This is a genomic window from Streptomyces sp. NPDC048196, from assembly GCF_040652715.1.
GTDB lineage: Bacteria > Actinomycetota > Actinomycetes > Streptomycetales > Streptomycetaceae > Streptomyces > Streptomyces siderophoricus.
In genome coordinates this window covers 1-13,453 of the sequence record NZ_JBEZMM010000067.1, presented here as the reverse complement: position 1 = coordinate 13,453, position 13,453 = coordinate 1, and the positions used below count along the sequence as shown (strand labels likewise).

The window sequence follows — 13,453 nt, the reverse complement described above, 5'->3', positions numbered from 1 at the left end:
TGAGCGGACGGGATGGAACGGTGGCCGGGCGGACCGGATGGCGGGCGGGCCGGGCAGTGGCGGACGCGGCGAGCGGCAGGTGCCGGGGGCTCCCTGCGCGCCGGGCTCCGTCGGCCACCACCCGTACGCGTCCCGTACGCGTCCCGTACGCGTGACTCGGCTCACCTCGCCATCGGTTGCCATCGGCCGCCCTCGGGTGCGCGCCTGCCGTCGTGCTGCCCGCCCCCGCGGGACGCGCCGTCCGTAGCCCGCCACCCGCCCCCCCGCAGGCATAACGAAGTGGGCGCCCTCGGAAACCGAGGGCGCCCACTTCCTACGTGCGCCGCCAGGGACTCGAACCCCGGACCCGCTGATTAAGAGTCAGCTGCTCTAACCAACTGAGCTAGCGGCGCGCGCTGACGAAAGAAATACTACCTGGTCGAACGGGGTGCTCATGACCACCTGCCGAGAGCACCGGCCCGCCGGGAGCCCCCCAGGGGCCCCGCCGCCCCTCCGGCGGCAAGCCACCCCACCCGGATCAGATCGCCAACGACAGCAGGACCGGCGCGGCCTTGCGGTTGAGGGTGTCGGCGGCCTGGCGGAGGCGGTGGGCGTGTTCCAGCGGCATCGACAGGGCGAGGCAGCCCACCGTCGAACCGGCCGTGATCGGTACGGCGGCGCAGACCGTGCCGACGGCGTACTCCTGGAGGTCCAGGACGGGGACCGTGGGCGGCTGGCTGTCGAGCTTGTGGAAGAGCACCTTCTCGTTGGTGATCGTCCGGGAGGTGAGCCGGGCGGTCTTGTGGCGTGAGAGGTGGTCCTTGCGGCCGTCGTGGTCGAGCTGCGCGAGCAGGCATTTGCCGACCGCGCTGGCGTGTGCCGTACGGCGGAACTCGGCCCACTCGTTGACCTTCGGTGCCAGCGGCCCGTCGGCGTAGTGCAGGATCTTGACCTCGCCGTCGATGTACCGGCTGATGTAGACCGCCGCGCCGACCGAGTCCCGCAGCTGGTCGAGGGTGAGCTGCAGCTTGTCGCGCAGCGCCTGCTCGCGGTTGCCGCCGGAGCCCAGCAGCAGGAGCGATTCGCCGACGACGTACGCGCCGTCGGCGACCTGCTCGACGTAGCCCTCGCGCCGCAGCATCGACAGGAGGTGGGCCAGCTGGCCCGGGGACAGGCCGGTTTCCCGGGCGATCTGCACATCGGTCACGCCGTCGGCGTGCCTGGAGATCGTTTCGAGCACGCGAAGGGCGTACTGCACCGAATGGAACGGCGCGGTCGGCTCGGGCTTCAGCGCCACGGTGTCCCCCTAGCAGGTTGGTACCGCTTGCGTCGTCACCGCCGTCGGCAGGCCGGACGACGTCGTGGACGACCGATCCCGGACAACGGGGCTGCTATCACGATAGCGGCCAACGGCCCTCGATGGAGGGGGTCTTGACCGAAAAGAGCCGGGCTTCGGTTTTCTGTACTGCGGCTTGAGACTCTGGCATATGCCAAGGTCACGAAGCTGAGGCCCTGGGGCGGGAGTGTCACGGTGTCGCTCGGCCGCCTCCGGGATCGGCAGGGGAGGGCCGGGGAGCGCGGGAAGAGCGATGGGATTCGGCCAACTCGTGGCCGGTAGAAGGCTCGTTGCAGGCCAAAGGCGGGGCGGAGCGGGCCGGCGGGGCCGTCAGCGGTGCGGCGGGGGTGTGCCCGCCGCGGCGTCAGGTGGCCCCGCCGGCCCGTCGGACCGGCGGGGCCGGCGAGGTGCTCAGGAGGTCCTGAGCATCTTCTCGTCGCTGGTCCACTTGATCTTGTTGCCCTTCCAGGTGCTGACGTACCACAGGAAGACGTGCTTCTCGGCCATCTGGCGGTCGAAGTTGCAGACCTGCCAGCCGCCCTTGTAGTTGCCGTAACACCGGTAGCCGGGCTGGCCACCGGAGTTGACCGTTCCGCGGACCTCGACCCGCAGGCCGTCCTTGAGGGTGTCCTTGATCCAGACCCGGTCGCCCTTGGCCCGGAAGCACGCCATGCCGGCCATCTTGCGGCCGTTGGAGACGGTGTTGCAGTAGGGGTCGAACTTGGTCGACTTCCTCGTCGGCTTGGCCTTCTGGCTGTAGACCTTCTTCTGGGCGTGGACGTCGCTGCCGGTGGCCGAGGCGGCGCCCGGAAGGGCGCCCACCAGGGCGGTGGCGGCGAGCGCGGCCCCCGCGGCGCCCGCAATGATCCTGCGCATACGTATCTGCCTTTGCTGGTCGTGAGGTGGTGGTCGGCAGTCGGTGGTCAGCGGCCGGTGGTCGGCGGCCGGGTCGTGTGCCGGGGCGGGCTCAGCCGTAGAGCGGCTTGCTCCACACGGTCTTGTGCAGGCCCTTTCCCCACGAGGCGGTGACCTTGGTGCGCCACTTCTGCACGGGCATGTCGTCCTTGACCTCGCGGGTCGACTTGAAACAGGACCTGCCGTGGCTCTCGCAATGCGCCGTCGCCATTTTCTTCTTGCCCTTGTACAGGGTGACGGTGAACTTGGTGTAGGCGGGCTTGTAGTTGCACTTGATGGCGCCGCTGCCGAACTTGTCGGTCTTCCGGTCGACCCGGTCGGTGTAGGCGGAGACCTTGCAGCTCTTCTTCTGCACCGCGGCCCCGTGGTCCGCGGCAAGGGCGGTGCCCGACGCCATTCCCGTCGTACCGAGAATGCTCACGGCGGCGGCACTCACGAGGAGTGCGCGGGCTGCCTGGTGAACACGCATCTGTATCCCCCTTCGGTGGTTTGTCGGCCGGGACGGGGAGGGCCGCACGAGGGAATTCCGGTAGGGGCCCGGAATTCCCTCGGCGGCGTCCCCGCCGGTGAATCGCCTTCAGTCTTGAACAGACCGGCGAGGCGGCCAATGTCGGGTCGATGTCAGTTCGCTGACGGCTTTCGGGCCGGGGGTGCGAGCCGCAGGCCGTAGCCGCGGACCGAGGCGATGCAGACGTCGACGCCGGCCTGTTCCAGCTTCCGGCGCAGACGCCGTACCGCGCTGTGGATCACCGTGGTGTCCACCCCGCAGGACGCTCCCCAGACGTCCCTGACGAGTTGCGGGAACGACACCACGCCGGTGCCCTCGCGGGCGAGGCGGGCCAGCAGCCCGGTCTCCTGGGCGGTCAGTTCCAGCGGAACGCCGTGCCACAGCGCCCGTTGTTCGTCCGGCCGGATCTCCAGGTGGCCGGCCCGGAGCGGGTCCGGCCGCCGGGGCCCGCCCGCCTGCGGTTCGCCGTCCATCAGGCGTCTGGCCTGGTCCAGGTCCCGGACGAGGAGGACCGGCAGATTGCTGTGCAGCAGTTCGTTGAGGTGCTCGACGTCGTCGACGGTGTCGGCGACGACCACCGCGTAGGCGTCCGGGTGGCGGACCGGCGGCTCCTGGGTGTGCGTGCTCACATCAGCTCCTCGGGAATGCACCAGGAGGGAAATCGGGCCGGGCGGGGCGGGTGGTGCCGGATGTTCTTCGCCGGCCGCCGACTGATGTGGCGAGAAATGAGACGTCCACGTCTCCACTGTCCTTCCCATGCAAAAGGGACCCCGTCGCAATTCCTGCGGACAGACACCTGGGACGGACCGACTCCGTTCGTCCACCCTGGTCATGAGGTGGCGTCAGGTGCGTCCGCAGGCAGTGCTGGAACGGTAGACGTTAGACGTGTTTTCGGCCATAGGCCGGGGACTTGAGGAACTGTTGGGCCGAGCCCGCCGGGCCGGCCCGGGTGATATTGCGGGATTCGGCGGGCAAGGGTGTCGGTGGGCGGAAATGGGAAAGGTGGTGCGCCCCGGAGAAGCGGGGCACACCACCTGAACGCGGCGCCGGTCACCGGGTTTTCACACCACCGCCCGGTGCGGTGCGCGGCGCGGTCACAGCACGGCGCTGAGGAATTCCCGGGTGCGTTCGTGTTCCGGCTCGCTGAAGATCTGCTCCGGCGGGCCGAATTCGATGACCCGGCCGGAGTCGAACATCATCACGCAGTCGGAGATGTCCCGGGCGAAGTTCATCTCGTGGGTGACGCACAGCATGGTGATGTCGGTGGTGTGCGCGATGTCGCGCAGCACGTCCAGGACGCCGGCCACCAGTTCCGGGTCGAGGGCCGAGGTGACCTCGTCCAGCAGCAGCACCTGGGGGCGCATCGCCAGGGCGCGGGCGATCGCGACCCGCTGCTGCTGGCCGCCGGAGAGCTGGGTGGGGTACTTGTCGAGGTGCTCGGTCAGGCCGACGAGGTCGAGCAGTTCGCGGGCGCGCTCCTCGGCGGCGTCCTTGTCGAGGCCGAGGACGTGCACCGGTGCCTCGGTGATGTTCCGCAGCACCTTCATGTTGGGGAAGAGGTTGAACTGCTGGAAGACCATCCCGATGTTCTTGCGGACCTCGCGGATGTGCTTCTCGCCGGCCGGGACGAGCTTGCCGGCCTTCTCCTCGTGGCTCAGGAAGTGCGGGCCGACCTTGATGGTGCCCTCGTCCGGCTTCAGCAGCGTCATCAGCAGCCGCAGGATCGTGGTCTTGCCGGATCCGGAGGGGCCGATGAGGGTGACGTGCTTGCCGGAGTAGACGGTCATGTCCAGCGAGTCGAGCACGGTGTGGGTGCCGAACCGCTTGGTGACGCTGTCGAAGCGGATCAGTTCGGTCTCCGTCCCGGTCTCCGTGCGGGAAGGGCTCCCGTCCGCGGGGCCGGCCTGGTCGTTCGTCGGTGTGTGGTCAGCGGACAAGACGACGCTCCAGGGCTCGCAGGAGGAGGGAGGTGGGGTAGGAGATGACCACGAAGAGGATGCCGACGACGGTGATCGGCTCCAGGTAGTCGAAGGTGGTGGCACTGATGCTGTTCGCCTGGAAGAGCATGTCGGCGACGGTGATGCCGGCCAGCATCGGCGTGTCCTTGAACATCGCGATGACGTAGTTGCCGAGTGCGGGGACGACCCGGCGGAACGCCTGCGGCAGGATCACCGCGATCCAGGTGCGCCGGCGCGGCAGGTTCAGGGCCGTGGCCGCCTCCCACTGGCCGGGCGGGACGCCGTCGATGCCGGCGCGGTAGACCTCGGAGGTGTACGTCGAGTAGTGCAGGCCCAGGCCGATCACGCCGGTGGTGAGCGGCGCGAAGGTCAGGCCCCAGCTCGGCAGCACGAAGAACAGGAAGAACAGCTGCACCAGCAGCGGGGTGTTGCGGATGAACTCCACGACGATGCTGACCGGCCAGGTCACCCAGCGGCTCGGGGAGCGCAGCAGCAGCGCCCACACCAGCCCGAGGACGAACGAGACGAGCGAGCCGTAGATCGTTGCCTGGACGGTGATCCACAGGCCTTTGAGGAGGTCGGGCATGATCTCGCCGACGTAGCTCCATGACCAGTTGTTCACGGCTTCCCTCCGGTGGCCAGCGCCTCGGGGCCCTGCGCTTCGACGGGCAGTTTGCGGGAGAACCAACCCTCGCCGCGGGGCACCGCCCGGCCGACCGAGGCCTTGGCGCGGCGTTCCAGCAGCCGCATGATCCGGGTCACCACGAACGCGACCACGAAGTACAGGACGAGGATGATGCCGTAGACCTGGGCGCTCTGGCCGGTCGACAGCCGGGCCAGCTTGGCCTGGAACGTCAGCTCACCGATGGACAGCAGCGAGGCCAGCGCGGTGCCCTTGAGCAGCTCGATCAGCAGGTTGTTGAACGGCGGCATCATCTCGGGCACGGCCTGCGGCAATATCACCTTCCGCAGCCGCTGCCAGGGCGAGAAGCTCAGCGCGATGGCCGCCTCCCGCTGGGCGGGCGCCACCGCCTGGACGGCGCCGCGGACGATCTCGGAGCCGTACGCGCCGTACGACAGGCCGAGCGCCAGGGTGCCGGCCCAGATGCCGACGAGCTGCCAGCCGAGCAGGGGCAGCGCGAAGAACAGCCAGAACATCAGCACCAGTGCCGAGGTGCCGCGGAAGAATTCGACGTAGACGCCGGACAGGAAGCGCACGGTCCGGAAGCGGGAGGTGCGGGCGAGGCCGATGCCGAAGGCGACGGCGGCGGCGAGGGCGGCGCTGTAGACCATCAGCTGGATGGTGATCCACAGCCCTTTCAGGAAGAGTTCCCACAGCGCAGAGGTCACTTTTTGCAGAGCTCCTTCGCCGTGAGGTCGGTCATGAACTCCTCGGTGAATCCGTAGGGTTTGGCGATGCGCAGGAGTTCGCCGCTCTTCTTCATCTTGTGCAGTTCGCGGTTGAAGGCGTCGCGGAGTTTCGTCTCGCCGATGCGGAAGCCGTAGCCGCCGCCGTCGCGCTGGAGTTTGCCGTCGACCTTCGGGGTGAAGGGCGGGGTCATCTCGACCTTGGGGTGCTGGCCGGTCTTGAGCGCCTCGATCATGGTCAGGGCGGTGCCGGCGAAGCAGTCGATGCGGCCGGCCTCCAGCGCTTCCATGCCGGCGATCTGGTCGCCGTAGGTCTGGATGTCGTCTTTCCGTACGCCGTTGCCGACCGCGTAGTCGATTTCCGCGTAGCCGATTCCGGTGCCCATGCGCAGGCCGCGCTTGGCGACGTCCGGATAGTCCTTGATCTTGTGTGGATTGCCCTTGGCGACGAGGAAGGCGTCCTTCGACTCGTAATCCGGGTCGGAGAACAGCACGGCCGCGCAGCGGGCCTTGTTGATGAACATGCCCGCGACGATCACGTCGTACTGGAAGGAGTGCAGTCCGGGCACCAGGGCGCCGAATTCGACGGGCACCGGCTCGAAATGCCGGACGCCGAGGCGCTGGAAGATGGTCTTGGCGACGGCGGGGGCCTCGCCGGTCAGCTGGCCCTTGCTGTTGATGGAGGCGTAGGGCGGCTCACTGGCGATACCCATCCGGACGGTGCCCTTGCTGCGCAGGTCGTCGAGGAGGTGTCCGCCGTCGGTGGCGCCGCTGATGTCGACCCGGGAGCAGCCCGCGGTCGCTCCGAGGGCACCCGCGCCGAGCGCCGCCACCCCCGCGAGCAGCGTTCGGCGGCCGATGCCGGGTGGCAATGTGCCGGTCATTTTTGAGGTGTTCCATGGTGGTGGAGCCATGGGCGCGCGGCTACCCGAACACCGGGCAGATATGCCGATCGTTTCCGGCCCTTGATGCAAGCCCGTCCGGGGCGTGTTCCGTTCATGTTCACTGCTGGTCCCAAGTGTTCCGTACGCCGGTATTGCCCCCCTACGATCTGAGCATGACCGATCGCTTCATCGAAGTCTCGTTGGACAAGCGCGGCGTCAGCTGCACGGCCAAGATGCTCGACGACCGCGCTCCGATCACCTGCGACGCCGTGTGGGACGCCCTCCCGCTCGGCGGCGACGTCTACCACGCCAAGTACGCCCGCAACGAGATCTACGCCCTCGTCGAGCCGTTCGCGCCGGAGGAGCCGCCGCTGGAGAACCCGACGATCACCCCGATCCCCGGCGACCTGTGCTACTTCACCTTCAGCGACACCCAGTTGGCCACCGCCTCCTACGGGTACGAGCGCGGGGCCAAGCACCGCGGCCGCGCCACCGTCGTCGACCTGGCGCTGTTCTACGAGCGCAACAACCTGCTGATCAACGGTGATGCGGGCTGGGTGCCGGGCATCGTGTGGGGCAGCGTCGTCGACGGCCTGGACCGGATGGCGGACGCCTGCCAGGACCTGTGGCGGGCCGGCGCCCTGGGGGAGACCCTCTCCTTCCGGCGCGCCTGAGGGCCCGTCTCCGGCCGGCGCTCCTACGGGGCCGGGGGTGCGGGGATCTCCGCGGCCCCCGCCTCGTACAGGGCGTGCGCGGCGCGCAGCACGAGCGCGTCCGCATGCCGTGCGCCGACCAGCTGCACGCCGATCGGCAGCCCGTCCCCGTCCACCCCGCACGGCACGGTCGCCGCGGGCTGCTGCGTCATGTTGAACGGGTAGGTGAACGGCGTCCAGCCGGTCCAGCGGGTGTGGCCGGACCCGGCGGGCACCTCGACGCCCGCCTCGAAGGCGGTGATCGGCTCGGTCGGGGTCACCAGCAGGTCGTAGGTGTCGTGGAAGCGGCCCATCGCCTGCCCCAGCGCCATCCGGGTGTCGACCGCCGCCAGATAGTCCAGCGCGTGGTAGTCGGCGCCCTGCGCGACGATCTCTCGGAGCCCCGGGTCGAGCAGCGCCCGGTCCGCCTCGTCGAGGTGCTCGACGACCCGGGCGGCCCCGCTGAACCACAGGACGTGGAAGGCCGCCACCGGGTCCGCGATGCCCGGGTCGGCCTCCTCGACGTGCGCGCCGAGCCCGGCGAGCACCTCGACGGCCGACCGGACCGCGGCCGCCACCTCGGCGGCCACCGGCACGTCCCAGCCCAGTGACGGGCTGTAGGCCACCCGCAGTCCGGCGACCGGGCCGTGAAGCGCCGCCCGGAACGAGCCCGTGGCGGGCCCGAGCTGGGACCAGTCCCGCCAGTCGGCGCCGCTGATCACGTCCAGCATCAGCGCCGCGTCGGCCGCGTCGCGGGTCATCGGCCCGACGTGCGCCAGCGTCCCGAACGGGCTCGCCGGATACAGCGGCACCCGCCCGTAGGTCGCCTTCAGCGCGAAGATCCCGCAGAACGACGCGGGGATGCGTACCGATCCGCCGCCGTCGGTGCCCAGGCTCAGCGGCCCGGCGCCCAGCGCCACCGCCGCCGCGCTGCCGCCGCTGGACCCGCCCGAGGTGCGCCGCGGATCGTACGGATTGCCGGTCACCCCGTGCCGCGGCGAGTCGGTGACGCCCTTCCAGCCGAACTCCGGGGTGGTGGTCTTGCCGAGGAACACCGCACCGGACTCCCGCAGCCGGGCCACCGACGGCGCGTCCTCCGGCCAAGGCCCGTCGGCCCGCACCGTCCGCGAACCGCGCAGCGTCGGCGTGCCCCGGGTCAGGATCAGGTCCTTGACGGTGACCGGCACTCCGTCCAGCGGTCCGGCCGGCGTCCCGCGGCGCCAGCGTTCCGCCGACTCCGCGGCCGCCGCCAGCGCCGGTTCCGCGTCGATGCGGGTGAAGCAGTTGGTGGCGGCCTGGGCGGCCTCGGCGCGTTCCAGGGTGGCCCGGGCGGCCTCGACGGGGGTGAAGTCGCCGGCGGCGTAGCCGGCCGTCAGACGGGTGGCGGTGAGGTCGGCGAGGTGGGTCGGTTCGGTGGTCATCCGTCCTCCGAGCGTCGGCCGCCCCGGGCGGGACGGCGGGCGGGGGCGGGGCCGTCGCGGCGGGCGGCCCGCGCCGTCACTGCACCGGCACGTACCCGAGCCGTTTGTCGACCACGTTGGCGAGCGGCTCGCCGGCCGCCCAGCGGTCGAAGTTGTCCTGGAACTGCTCGGCCAGCGCGTCCCGCCAGCCCAGCGTGTCGCCGCTCATGTGGGGCGAGACGATCAGGTGCGGCACGTCCCACAGCGGGCTGTCCGCGGGCAGCGGCTCGTTCTCGAAGACGTCCAGCGCGGCCGCCGCGATCCGCCACTCGCGCAGCGCCGTGATCAGGTCCGGCTCGACGACCAGGGGCCCGCGCCCGACGTTGACGAACCGGGCCCGCGGCGGCATCAGGCCGAACGCCTCCTTGCCGAACAGGCCCCGGGTGGCGTCGGTCAGCGGCGCCGCGCAGATCACCCAATCCGCGTGCGGCAGCAGCCCGTTGAGCGCGTCGGCGGCGTGCACCAGCCCGAAGTGCGGATCGTCCGGACGCTCCCGGCGGCCGACCAGATCGACCTTGACACCCAGTGCCAGCAGGGTGCTGCCGATGGCCCGGCCGATCGGCCCGGAGCCGACCACCACGGCCCGGGTGCCGGCCAGCCGCAGCGTCTCGCGGTGCTGCCAGCGCCGCTGCCGCTGGAGCTCCCAACTTCCGTAGAAGTCCTTGGCCATGGCGATCACCAGGCCGGCGACGTACTCGGCGATCGGCTGCTCGAAGACACCCCGGGCGTTGGTCACCACCGTGTCGTCGGCGACCAGCGCCGGGCACAGCAGCTGGTCCACGCCGGCGCTCGCGGTGTGCACCCAGCGGGGTTTCGGGCCCCGCTCCGGCCATGCCTCGCGGATCGCCTCGGAGGTGAAGTCCCAGGCCAACAGCACGTCGGCGGTGGGGAGTCGGCCGGCGAGCCCGGCCTCGTCGGTGAAGATCACCCGTGCTCGGCCGGTCAGCCGGCCGAGGGCGGGCGGCGGGTCGGATCCGAGGACGAGGACGGTGCTTTCGGACATAGCCAGAAACCGTTTCGAAAGGTGTGCCCACTTCACTGGAACAGGGCGCCGACAGATGCCTGAGATGCGAGGATTGACCACGCTAAGAAGTCGTATCTACCGTGTCAACAACGGCTCTGTCCCGACGTCCCGGCTTGCTCCGGCTGCACTTCCACCACGGCCACCGGCCTGGTCATTCCAGCCCTTCGTTGCTTCTAGGGGCCTTCAATGGACGTCTCTTTTCTGGGTGGCCCCCAGCCTCAGCTCGGTGTGGGCGTTGTCGCCCCTTTTGACTTCGCGCTCGACCGCGAGCTGTGGCGCTGGGTGCCCGACGACGTGTCCCTCCACCTCACCCGAACCCCCTTCGTGCCCGTCGAGGTGAGCCTCGACCTGGCCCGCCTGGTCAGCGAGCACGAAACGCTGGACGCTGCCGTCCAGGCGCTGTGCGCGGTCTCCCCGCAGGTCATCTGCTACGCCTGCACCTCCGGCAGCTTCGTCGGCGGACTGGCGGGCGAGCGGGCGATGTGCGCCGCCATGGCACAGGCGGGGGACGTGCCCTCGCTCACCACCTCCGGCGCACTGCTGGAGGCGCTGCGGGAGATCGGCGCACGGCGGATCGCCGTGGTCACCCCGTACACGAAATCGGTCACCGACTCCCTGGAGGACTACCTCGGCGAGGGCGGCATCACGGTCACCGGCCGCGCCTACCTCGGCCTGACCCGGCACATCTGGAAGGTGCCCTACCGCGACGTCGTCGACATGGCCCGGGCGGCCGTCGTCGGTTCCGCCGACGCCCTCTTCATCAGCTGCACGAACCTGCCGACGTACGACGTCATCCCGCAGCTGGAGGCGGAGTTGCGGATGCCGGTGCTGTCCGCCAACCAGGTGACGATGTGGGCGGCGCTGCGCGCCATCGGGGTGCGGGCGGTGGGCCCGTACCAGGCGCTGCTCGATCCGGTGGCGCGGCGCGGACCGGCCGCGATGACCGGCTGGGAGCCGCCACGGGACGGCGGGCCGCTGTCGGCGGACGGCGGGCCGCGGGTGACCCCGGAGGCCGCGTTCGCCGGGCCGCCCGCACCTCCGGACGGCGAAGGGGACGGCGTCGAGCCACCCCATCTGCCACCCGACGATCCGGGCCTGCTGCCCCCGGTTTGAGGTCGGTCCGAACCCGGCCCGGAACCGTACCGTGGATGCCGCCGGCGACCCCCGTGGCGCCGGCCGCGCTCCTTCCCCGGCGCACCACCCGCCCCGACCCCGCGCACCACCCGGCACCCGCCGCCGCACACCCAAGGGAGACCCGCATGGCATCGGTCGGCTTCCTCTACCCCGGCCACTCCGCGGAGGACGACTACCCACGGCTCGAAGCGCTCCTGGGCGGCGGGATCCGCCTGCCGCTCGTGCACACCGACATAGGCGAGGACGCCCACCGGGCCGACGCGCTGCTGGAGATGGGCACCGCGACCCGGCTGGCGGCCGGCGTCGACGACCTGAAGGAACGCGGCGCCCAGGCCGTCGTCTGGGCCTGCACCAGCGCCAGCTTCATCTACGGCTGGGAGGGTGCCCACGACCAGGTCCGCGAACTGTCCGCCACCGCCGGCCTGCCCGCCTCCAGTACGTCCTTCGCCTTCGCGCACGCCGTCCAGGCGCTCGGCGCCCGCCGGGTGGCGATCGCCGCGACATACCCGGACGACGTCGCCGAGTACTTCCGGGCGTTCTTGAAGTCCGCCGGTGCGGAGGTGGTCTCGACCCGCGGCAGCGGCATCATCACCGCCGCCGAGGTCGGCACCTGGGGCCGCGAGGAGGTCCTCGCGCTCGCCCGCGCCGGCGACCACCCCGACGCCGAGGCCGTACTGCTCCCCGACACCGCCCTGCACACCGCCGCCCATCTGCCCGCCCTCGAAGCGGAGCTGCGCAAACCGGTGCTCACCGCCAATCAGGTGACGGCCTGGGAGGGCCTGCGCCTGCTGGACCGGCCGCGGTACTGCCCGGCCCTGGGGACACTCTTCGCCCGACCGACGGAATAACTGGAGTTGCTCTCCGGTTGTCGCTGCGGCAGACCCGGCGACACGAGGAGAGGACCCGCACCGTGAGCGGCGAAGACGACAACCGGACCGGCGGCCCGACGCAGCACGACGACGGCGACGGAATACGCGGCACGGCCCGCGGCAGTGCCCCCGTGCCGCTGTCCGTGCTCGACCTGGTGACGGTCGGCGCCGGGCACACCGCCGCCGGCGCCGTCCGCACCGCCGTCGACCTCGCCCGTACGGCCGAACGCCGCGGCTTCCACCGCTACTGGGTCGCCGAGCACCACTCCATGCCCGGTGTGGCCTCCTCCTCACCCGCGGTGCTGCTCGCCCACGTCGCCGCCCACACCCAACGCATCCGGCTCGGCTCCGGCGGCGTCATGCTGCCCAACCACGCCCCGCTGGTCATCGCCGAGCAGTTCGGCACCCTGGAGGCGATGGCCCCCGGCCGGATCGACCTGGGCCTGGGCCGCGCACCGGGCACGGACGGCGCCACCGCCGCGGCCCTGCGGCGCACCGAGCGGCTGAACGAGGGGGCCGATGATTTCCCGCAGCAGCTGGCCGAGTTGACCCGCTTCCTGGACGACACCTTCCCCGACGGCCACCCGTACGCGAGGATCCACGCGGTGCCCGGGCCGGTGCAGGCCACCTCGCCCGGCGGCGTCCAGTCCCCGCACCGCCCGCCGCTCTGGCTGCTGGGCTCGTCCGGCTTCAGCGCCCGGCTCGCCGGCTCGCTCGGCCTGCCGTTCGCCTTCGCGCACCACTTCTCCGCGGCCAACACCCTTCCCGCGCTCGACCTCTACCGCGCCTCGTTCCGGCCCTCCGAGGTCCTCGCCGAGCCGTACGCGCTGATCGGCGTCTCCGCGCTGGCCGCCGAGGACGAGCGGGAGGCCCGCCGCCAGGTCATGACCGGCGCGCTGGCGATGGTCCGGCTGCGCACCGGCCGCGCCGGCCTCGTCCCCAGCCCCGAGGAGGCCGAGGCGTACCCCTTCAACGAGCTGGAGCGCGGCTTCGTCGACAGCTGGCTGTCCAACGTCGTCCACGGCACCCCCGACGCGGTCCGCCAGGGCCTGGACGACCTCGCCAAGCGCACCGGCGCGGACGAGTTGATGATCACGTCCAACGCGCACGGCCCCGCGGCGCGGGTCCGCTCGTACGAGCTGATCGCCGACGTCTACGGCTTTGCCGGGTAGCCCACGCTGTCGGGTGGCCCCGCCGTACCTCTTCTGTTTTTCGCCTTCGGCGGGGTGGGGTTCAGGGCCGGGGGGCGCTCGGTTTCGTTGTGGTTCCGGGTGCGGTCCTCCGGGGGCGGGTTTTCGGACGTAAAGCGAAGCAGTCCGAAAACCC

14 protein-coding genes and 1 tRNA gene are annotated in these 13,453 nt (G+C 71.0%); 4 read left to right on the top strand and 11 right to left on the bottom strand.

Going from position 1 to position 13,453, the window contains the following annotated elements; all coding sequences use genetic code 11:
- Window positions 1-318: 318 nt before the first annotated feature.
- The 9 genes from AB0E02_RS35480 to ehuB form a co-directional block, all read right to left on the bottom strand.
- Window positions 319-392, bottom strand: a tRNA-Lys gene (locus AB0E02_RS35480).
- A 125-nt stretch (window positions 393-517) separates the two neighbouring features.
- Window positions 518-1,276, bottom strand: a complete 759-nt coding sequence (locus AB0E02_RS35475) for an IclR family transcriptional regulator C-terminal domain-containing protein (RefSeq protein ID WP_030806401.1) — start codon at window positions 1,274-1,276, stop codon at window positions 518-520.
- A 450-nt stretch (window positions 1,277-1,726) separates the two neighbouring features.
- Window positions 1,727-2,191 carry a hypothetical protein gene (locus AB0E02_RS35470; RefSeq protein ID WP_362147623.1) on the bottom strand — a complete coding sequence of 155 codons (465 nt, stop codon included), beginning with the start codon at window positions 2,189-2,191 and terminating at the stop codon, window positions 1,727-1,729.
- Between the two features lie 91 nt (window positions 2,192-2,282).
- The gene (locus AB0E02_RS35465) at window positions 2,283-2,699 is read right to left on the bottom strand and encodes a hypothetical protein (protein ID WP_362147621.1); all 417 of its coding nucleotides are present in this window, start codon (window positions 2,697-2,699) and stop codon (window positions 2,283-2,285) included.
- Between the two features lie 152 nt (window positions 2,700-2,851).
- Complete coding sequence (locus AB0E02_RS35460; RefSeq protein WP_362147618.1) at window positions 2,852-3,367, bottom strand: winged helix-turn-helix domain-containing protein; 516 nt, start codon at window positions 3,365-3,367, stop codon at window positions 2,852-2,854.
- 465 nt (window positions 3,368-3,832) lie between these two features.
- A complete protein-coding gene (gene ehuA / locus AB0E02_RS35455; protein WP_362147615.1) occupies window positions 3,833-4,675 on the bottom strand; it encodes an ectoine/hydroxyectoine ABC transporter ATP-binding protein EhuA in 843 nt (280 codons plus the stop codon).
- Entirely contained in the window at window positions 4,665-5,282 is a 618-nt protein-coding gene (gene ehuD, locus AB0E02_RS35450) for an ectoine/hydroxyectoine ABC transporter permease subunit EhuD (protein ID WP_362147663.1), read from the bottom strand. Before ehuD ends, ehuA begins: the two co-directional genes overlap by 11 nt.
- Before the next feature lie 32 nt (window positions 5,283-5,314).
- Window positions 5,315-6,046 carry an ectoine/hydroxyectoine ABC transporter permease subunit EhuC gene (gene ehuC, locus AB0E02_RS35445; RefSeq protein ID WP_362147612.1) on the bottom strand — a complete coding sequence of 244 codons (732 nt, stop codon included), beginning with the start codon at window positions 6,044-6,046 and terminating at the stop codon, window positions 5,315-5,317.
- Window positions 6,043-6,948, bottom strand: coding sequence for an ectoine/hydroxyectoine ABC transporter substrate-binding protein EhuB (gene ehuB, locus AB0E02_RS35440; protein ID WP_362147609.1), 906 nt, complete (start codon window positions 6,946-6,948; stop codon window positions 6,043-6,045). The genes ehuC and ehuB overlap by 4 nt, the downstream gene beginning before the upstream one ends.
- Before the next feature lie 173 nt (window positions 6,949-7,121).
- Here ehuB and AB0E02_RS35435 point away from each other — a divergent pair, with 173 nt between their 5' ends.
- A complete protein-coding gene (locus AB0E02_RS35435) occupies window positions 7,122-7,622 on the top strand; it encodes a DUF3830 family protein (RefSeq protein ID WP_030806414.1) in 501 nt (166 codons plus the stop codon).
- Window positions 7,623-7,645: 23 nt separating this feature from the next.
- Here the strand turns inward: AB0E02_RS35435 and AB0E02_RS35430 are convergent, their stop codons facing one another.
- Both AB0E02_RS35430 and AB0E02_RS35425 read right to left on the bottom strand, forming a co-directional pair.
- On the bottom strand, window positions 7,646-9,061 hold the full coding sequence (locus AB0E02_RS35430; RefSeq protein ID WP_362147605.1) for an amidase: 1,416 nt from the start codon (window positions 9,059-9,061) through the stop codon (window positions 7,646-7,648).
- 76 nt (window positions 9,062-9,137) lie between these two features.
- Window positions 9,138-10,103, bottom strand: a complete 966-nt coding sequence (locus tag AB0E02_RS35425; RefSeq protein WP_362147602.1) for a D-2-hydroxyacid dehydrogenase — start codon at window positions 10,101-10,103, stop codon at window positions 9,138-9,140.
- Between the two features lie 207 nt (window positions 10,104-10,310).
- On the opposite strand from AB0E02_RS35425, the gene AB0E02_RS35420 reads away from it, so the two are divergent.
- The 3 genes from AB0E02_RS35420 (at window position 10,311) to AB0E02_RS35410 (ending at window position 13,299) form a co-directional block, all read left to right on the top strand.
- The gene (locus AB0E02_RS35420) at window positions 10,311-11,237 is read left to right on the top strand and encodes a decarboxylase (RefSeq protein ID WP_362147599.1); all 927 of its coding nucleotides are present in this window, start codon (window positions 10,311-10,313) and stop codon (window positions 11,235-11,237) included.
- A 146-nt stretch (window positions 11,238-11,383) separates the two neighbouring features.
- Window positions 11,384-12,106: a decarboxylase gene (locus tag AB0E02_RS35415; protein WP_362147596.1), complete on the top strand. Its 723-nt coding sequence runs from the start codon at window positions 11,384-11,386 to the stop codon at window positions 12,104-12,106.
- A 62-nt stretch (window positions 12,107-12,168) separates the two neighbouring features.
- A complete protein-coding gene (locus AB0E02_RS35410) occupies window positions 12,169-13,299 on the top strand; it encodes an LLM class flavin-dependent oxidoreductase (protein WP_362147593.1) in 1,131 nt (376 codons plus the stop codon).
- Window positions 13,300-13,453: the final 154 nt, after the last annotated feature.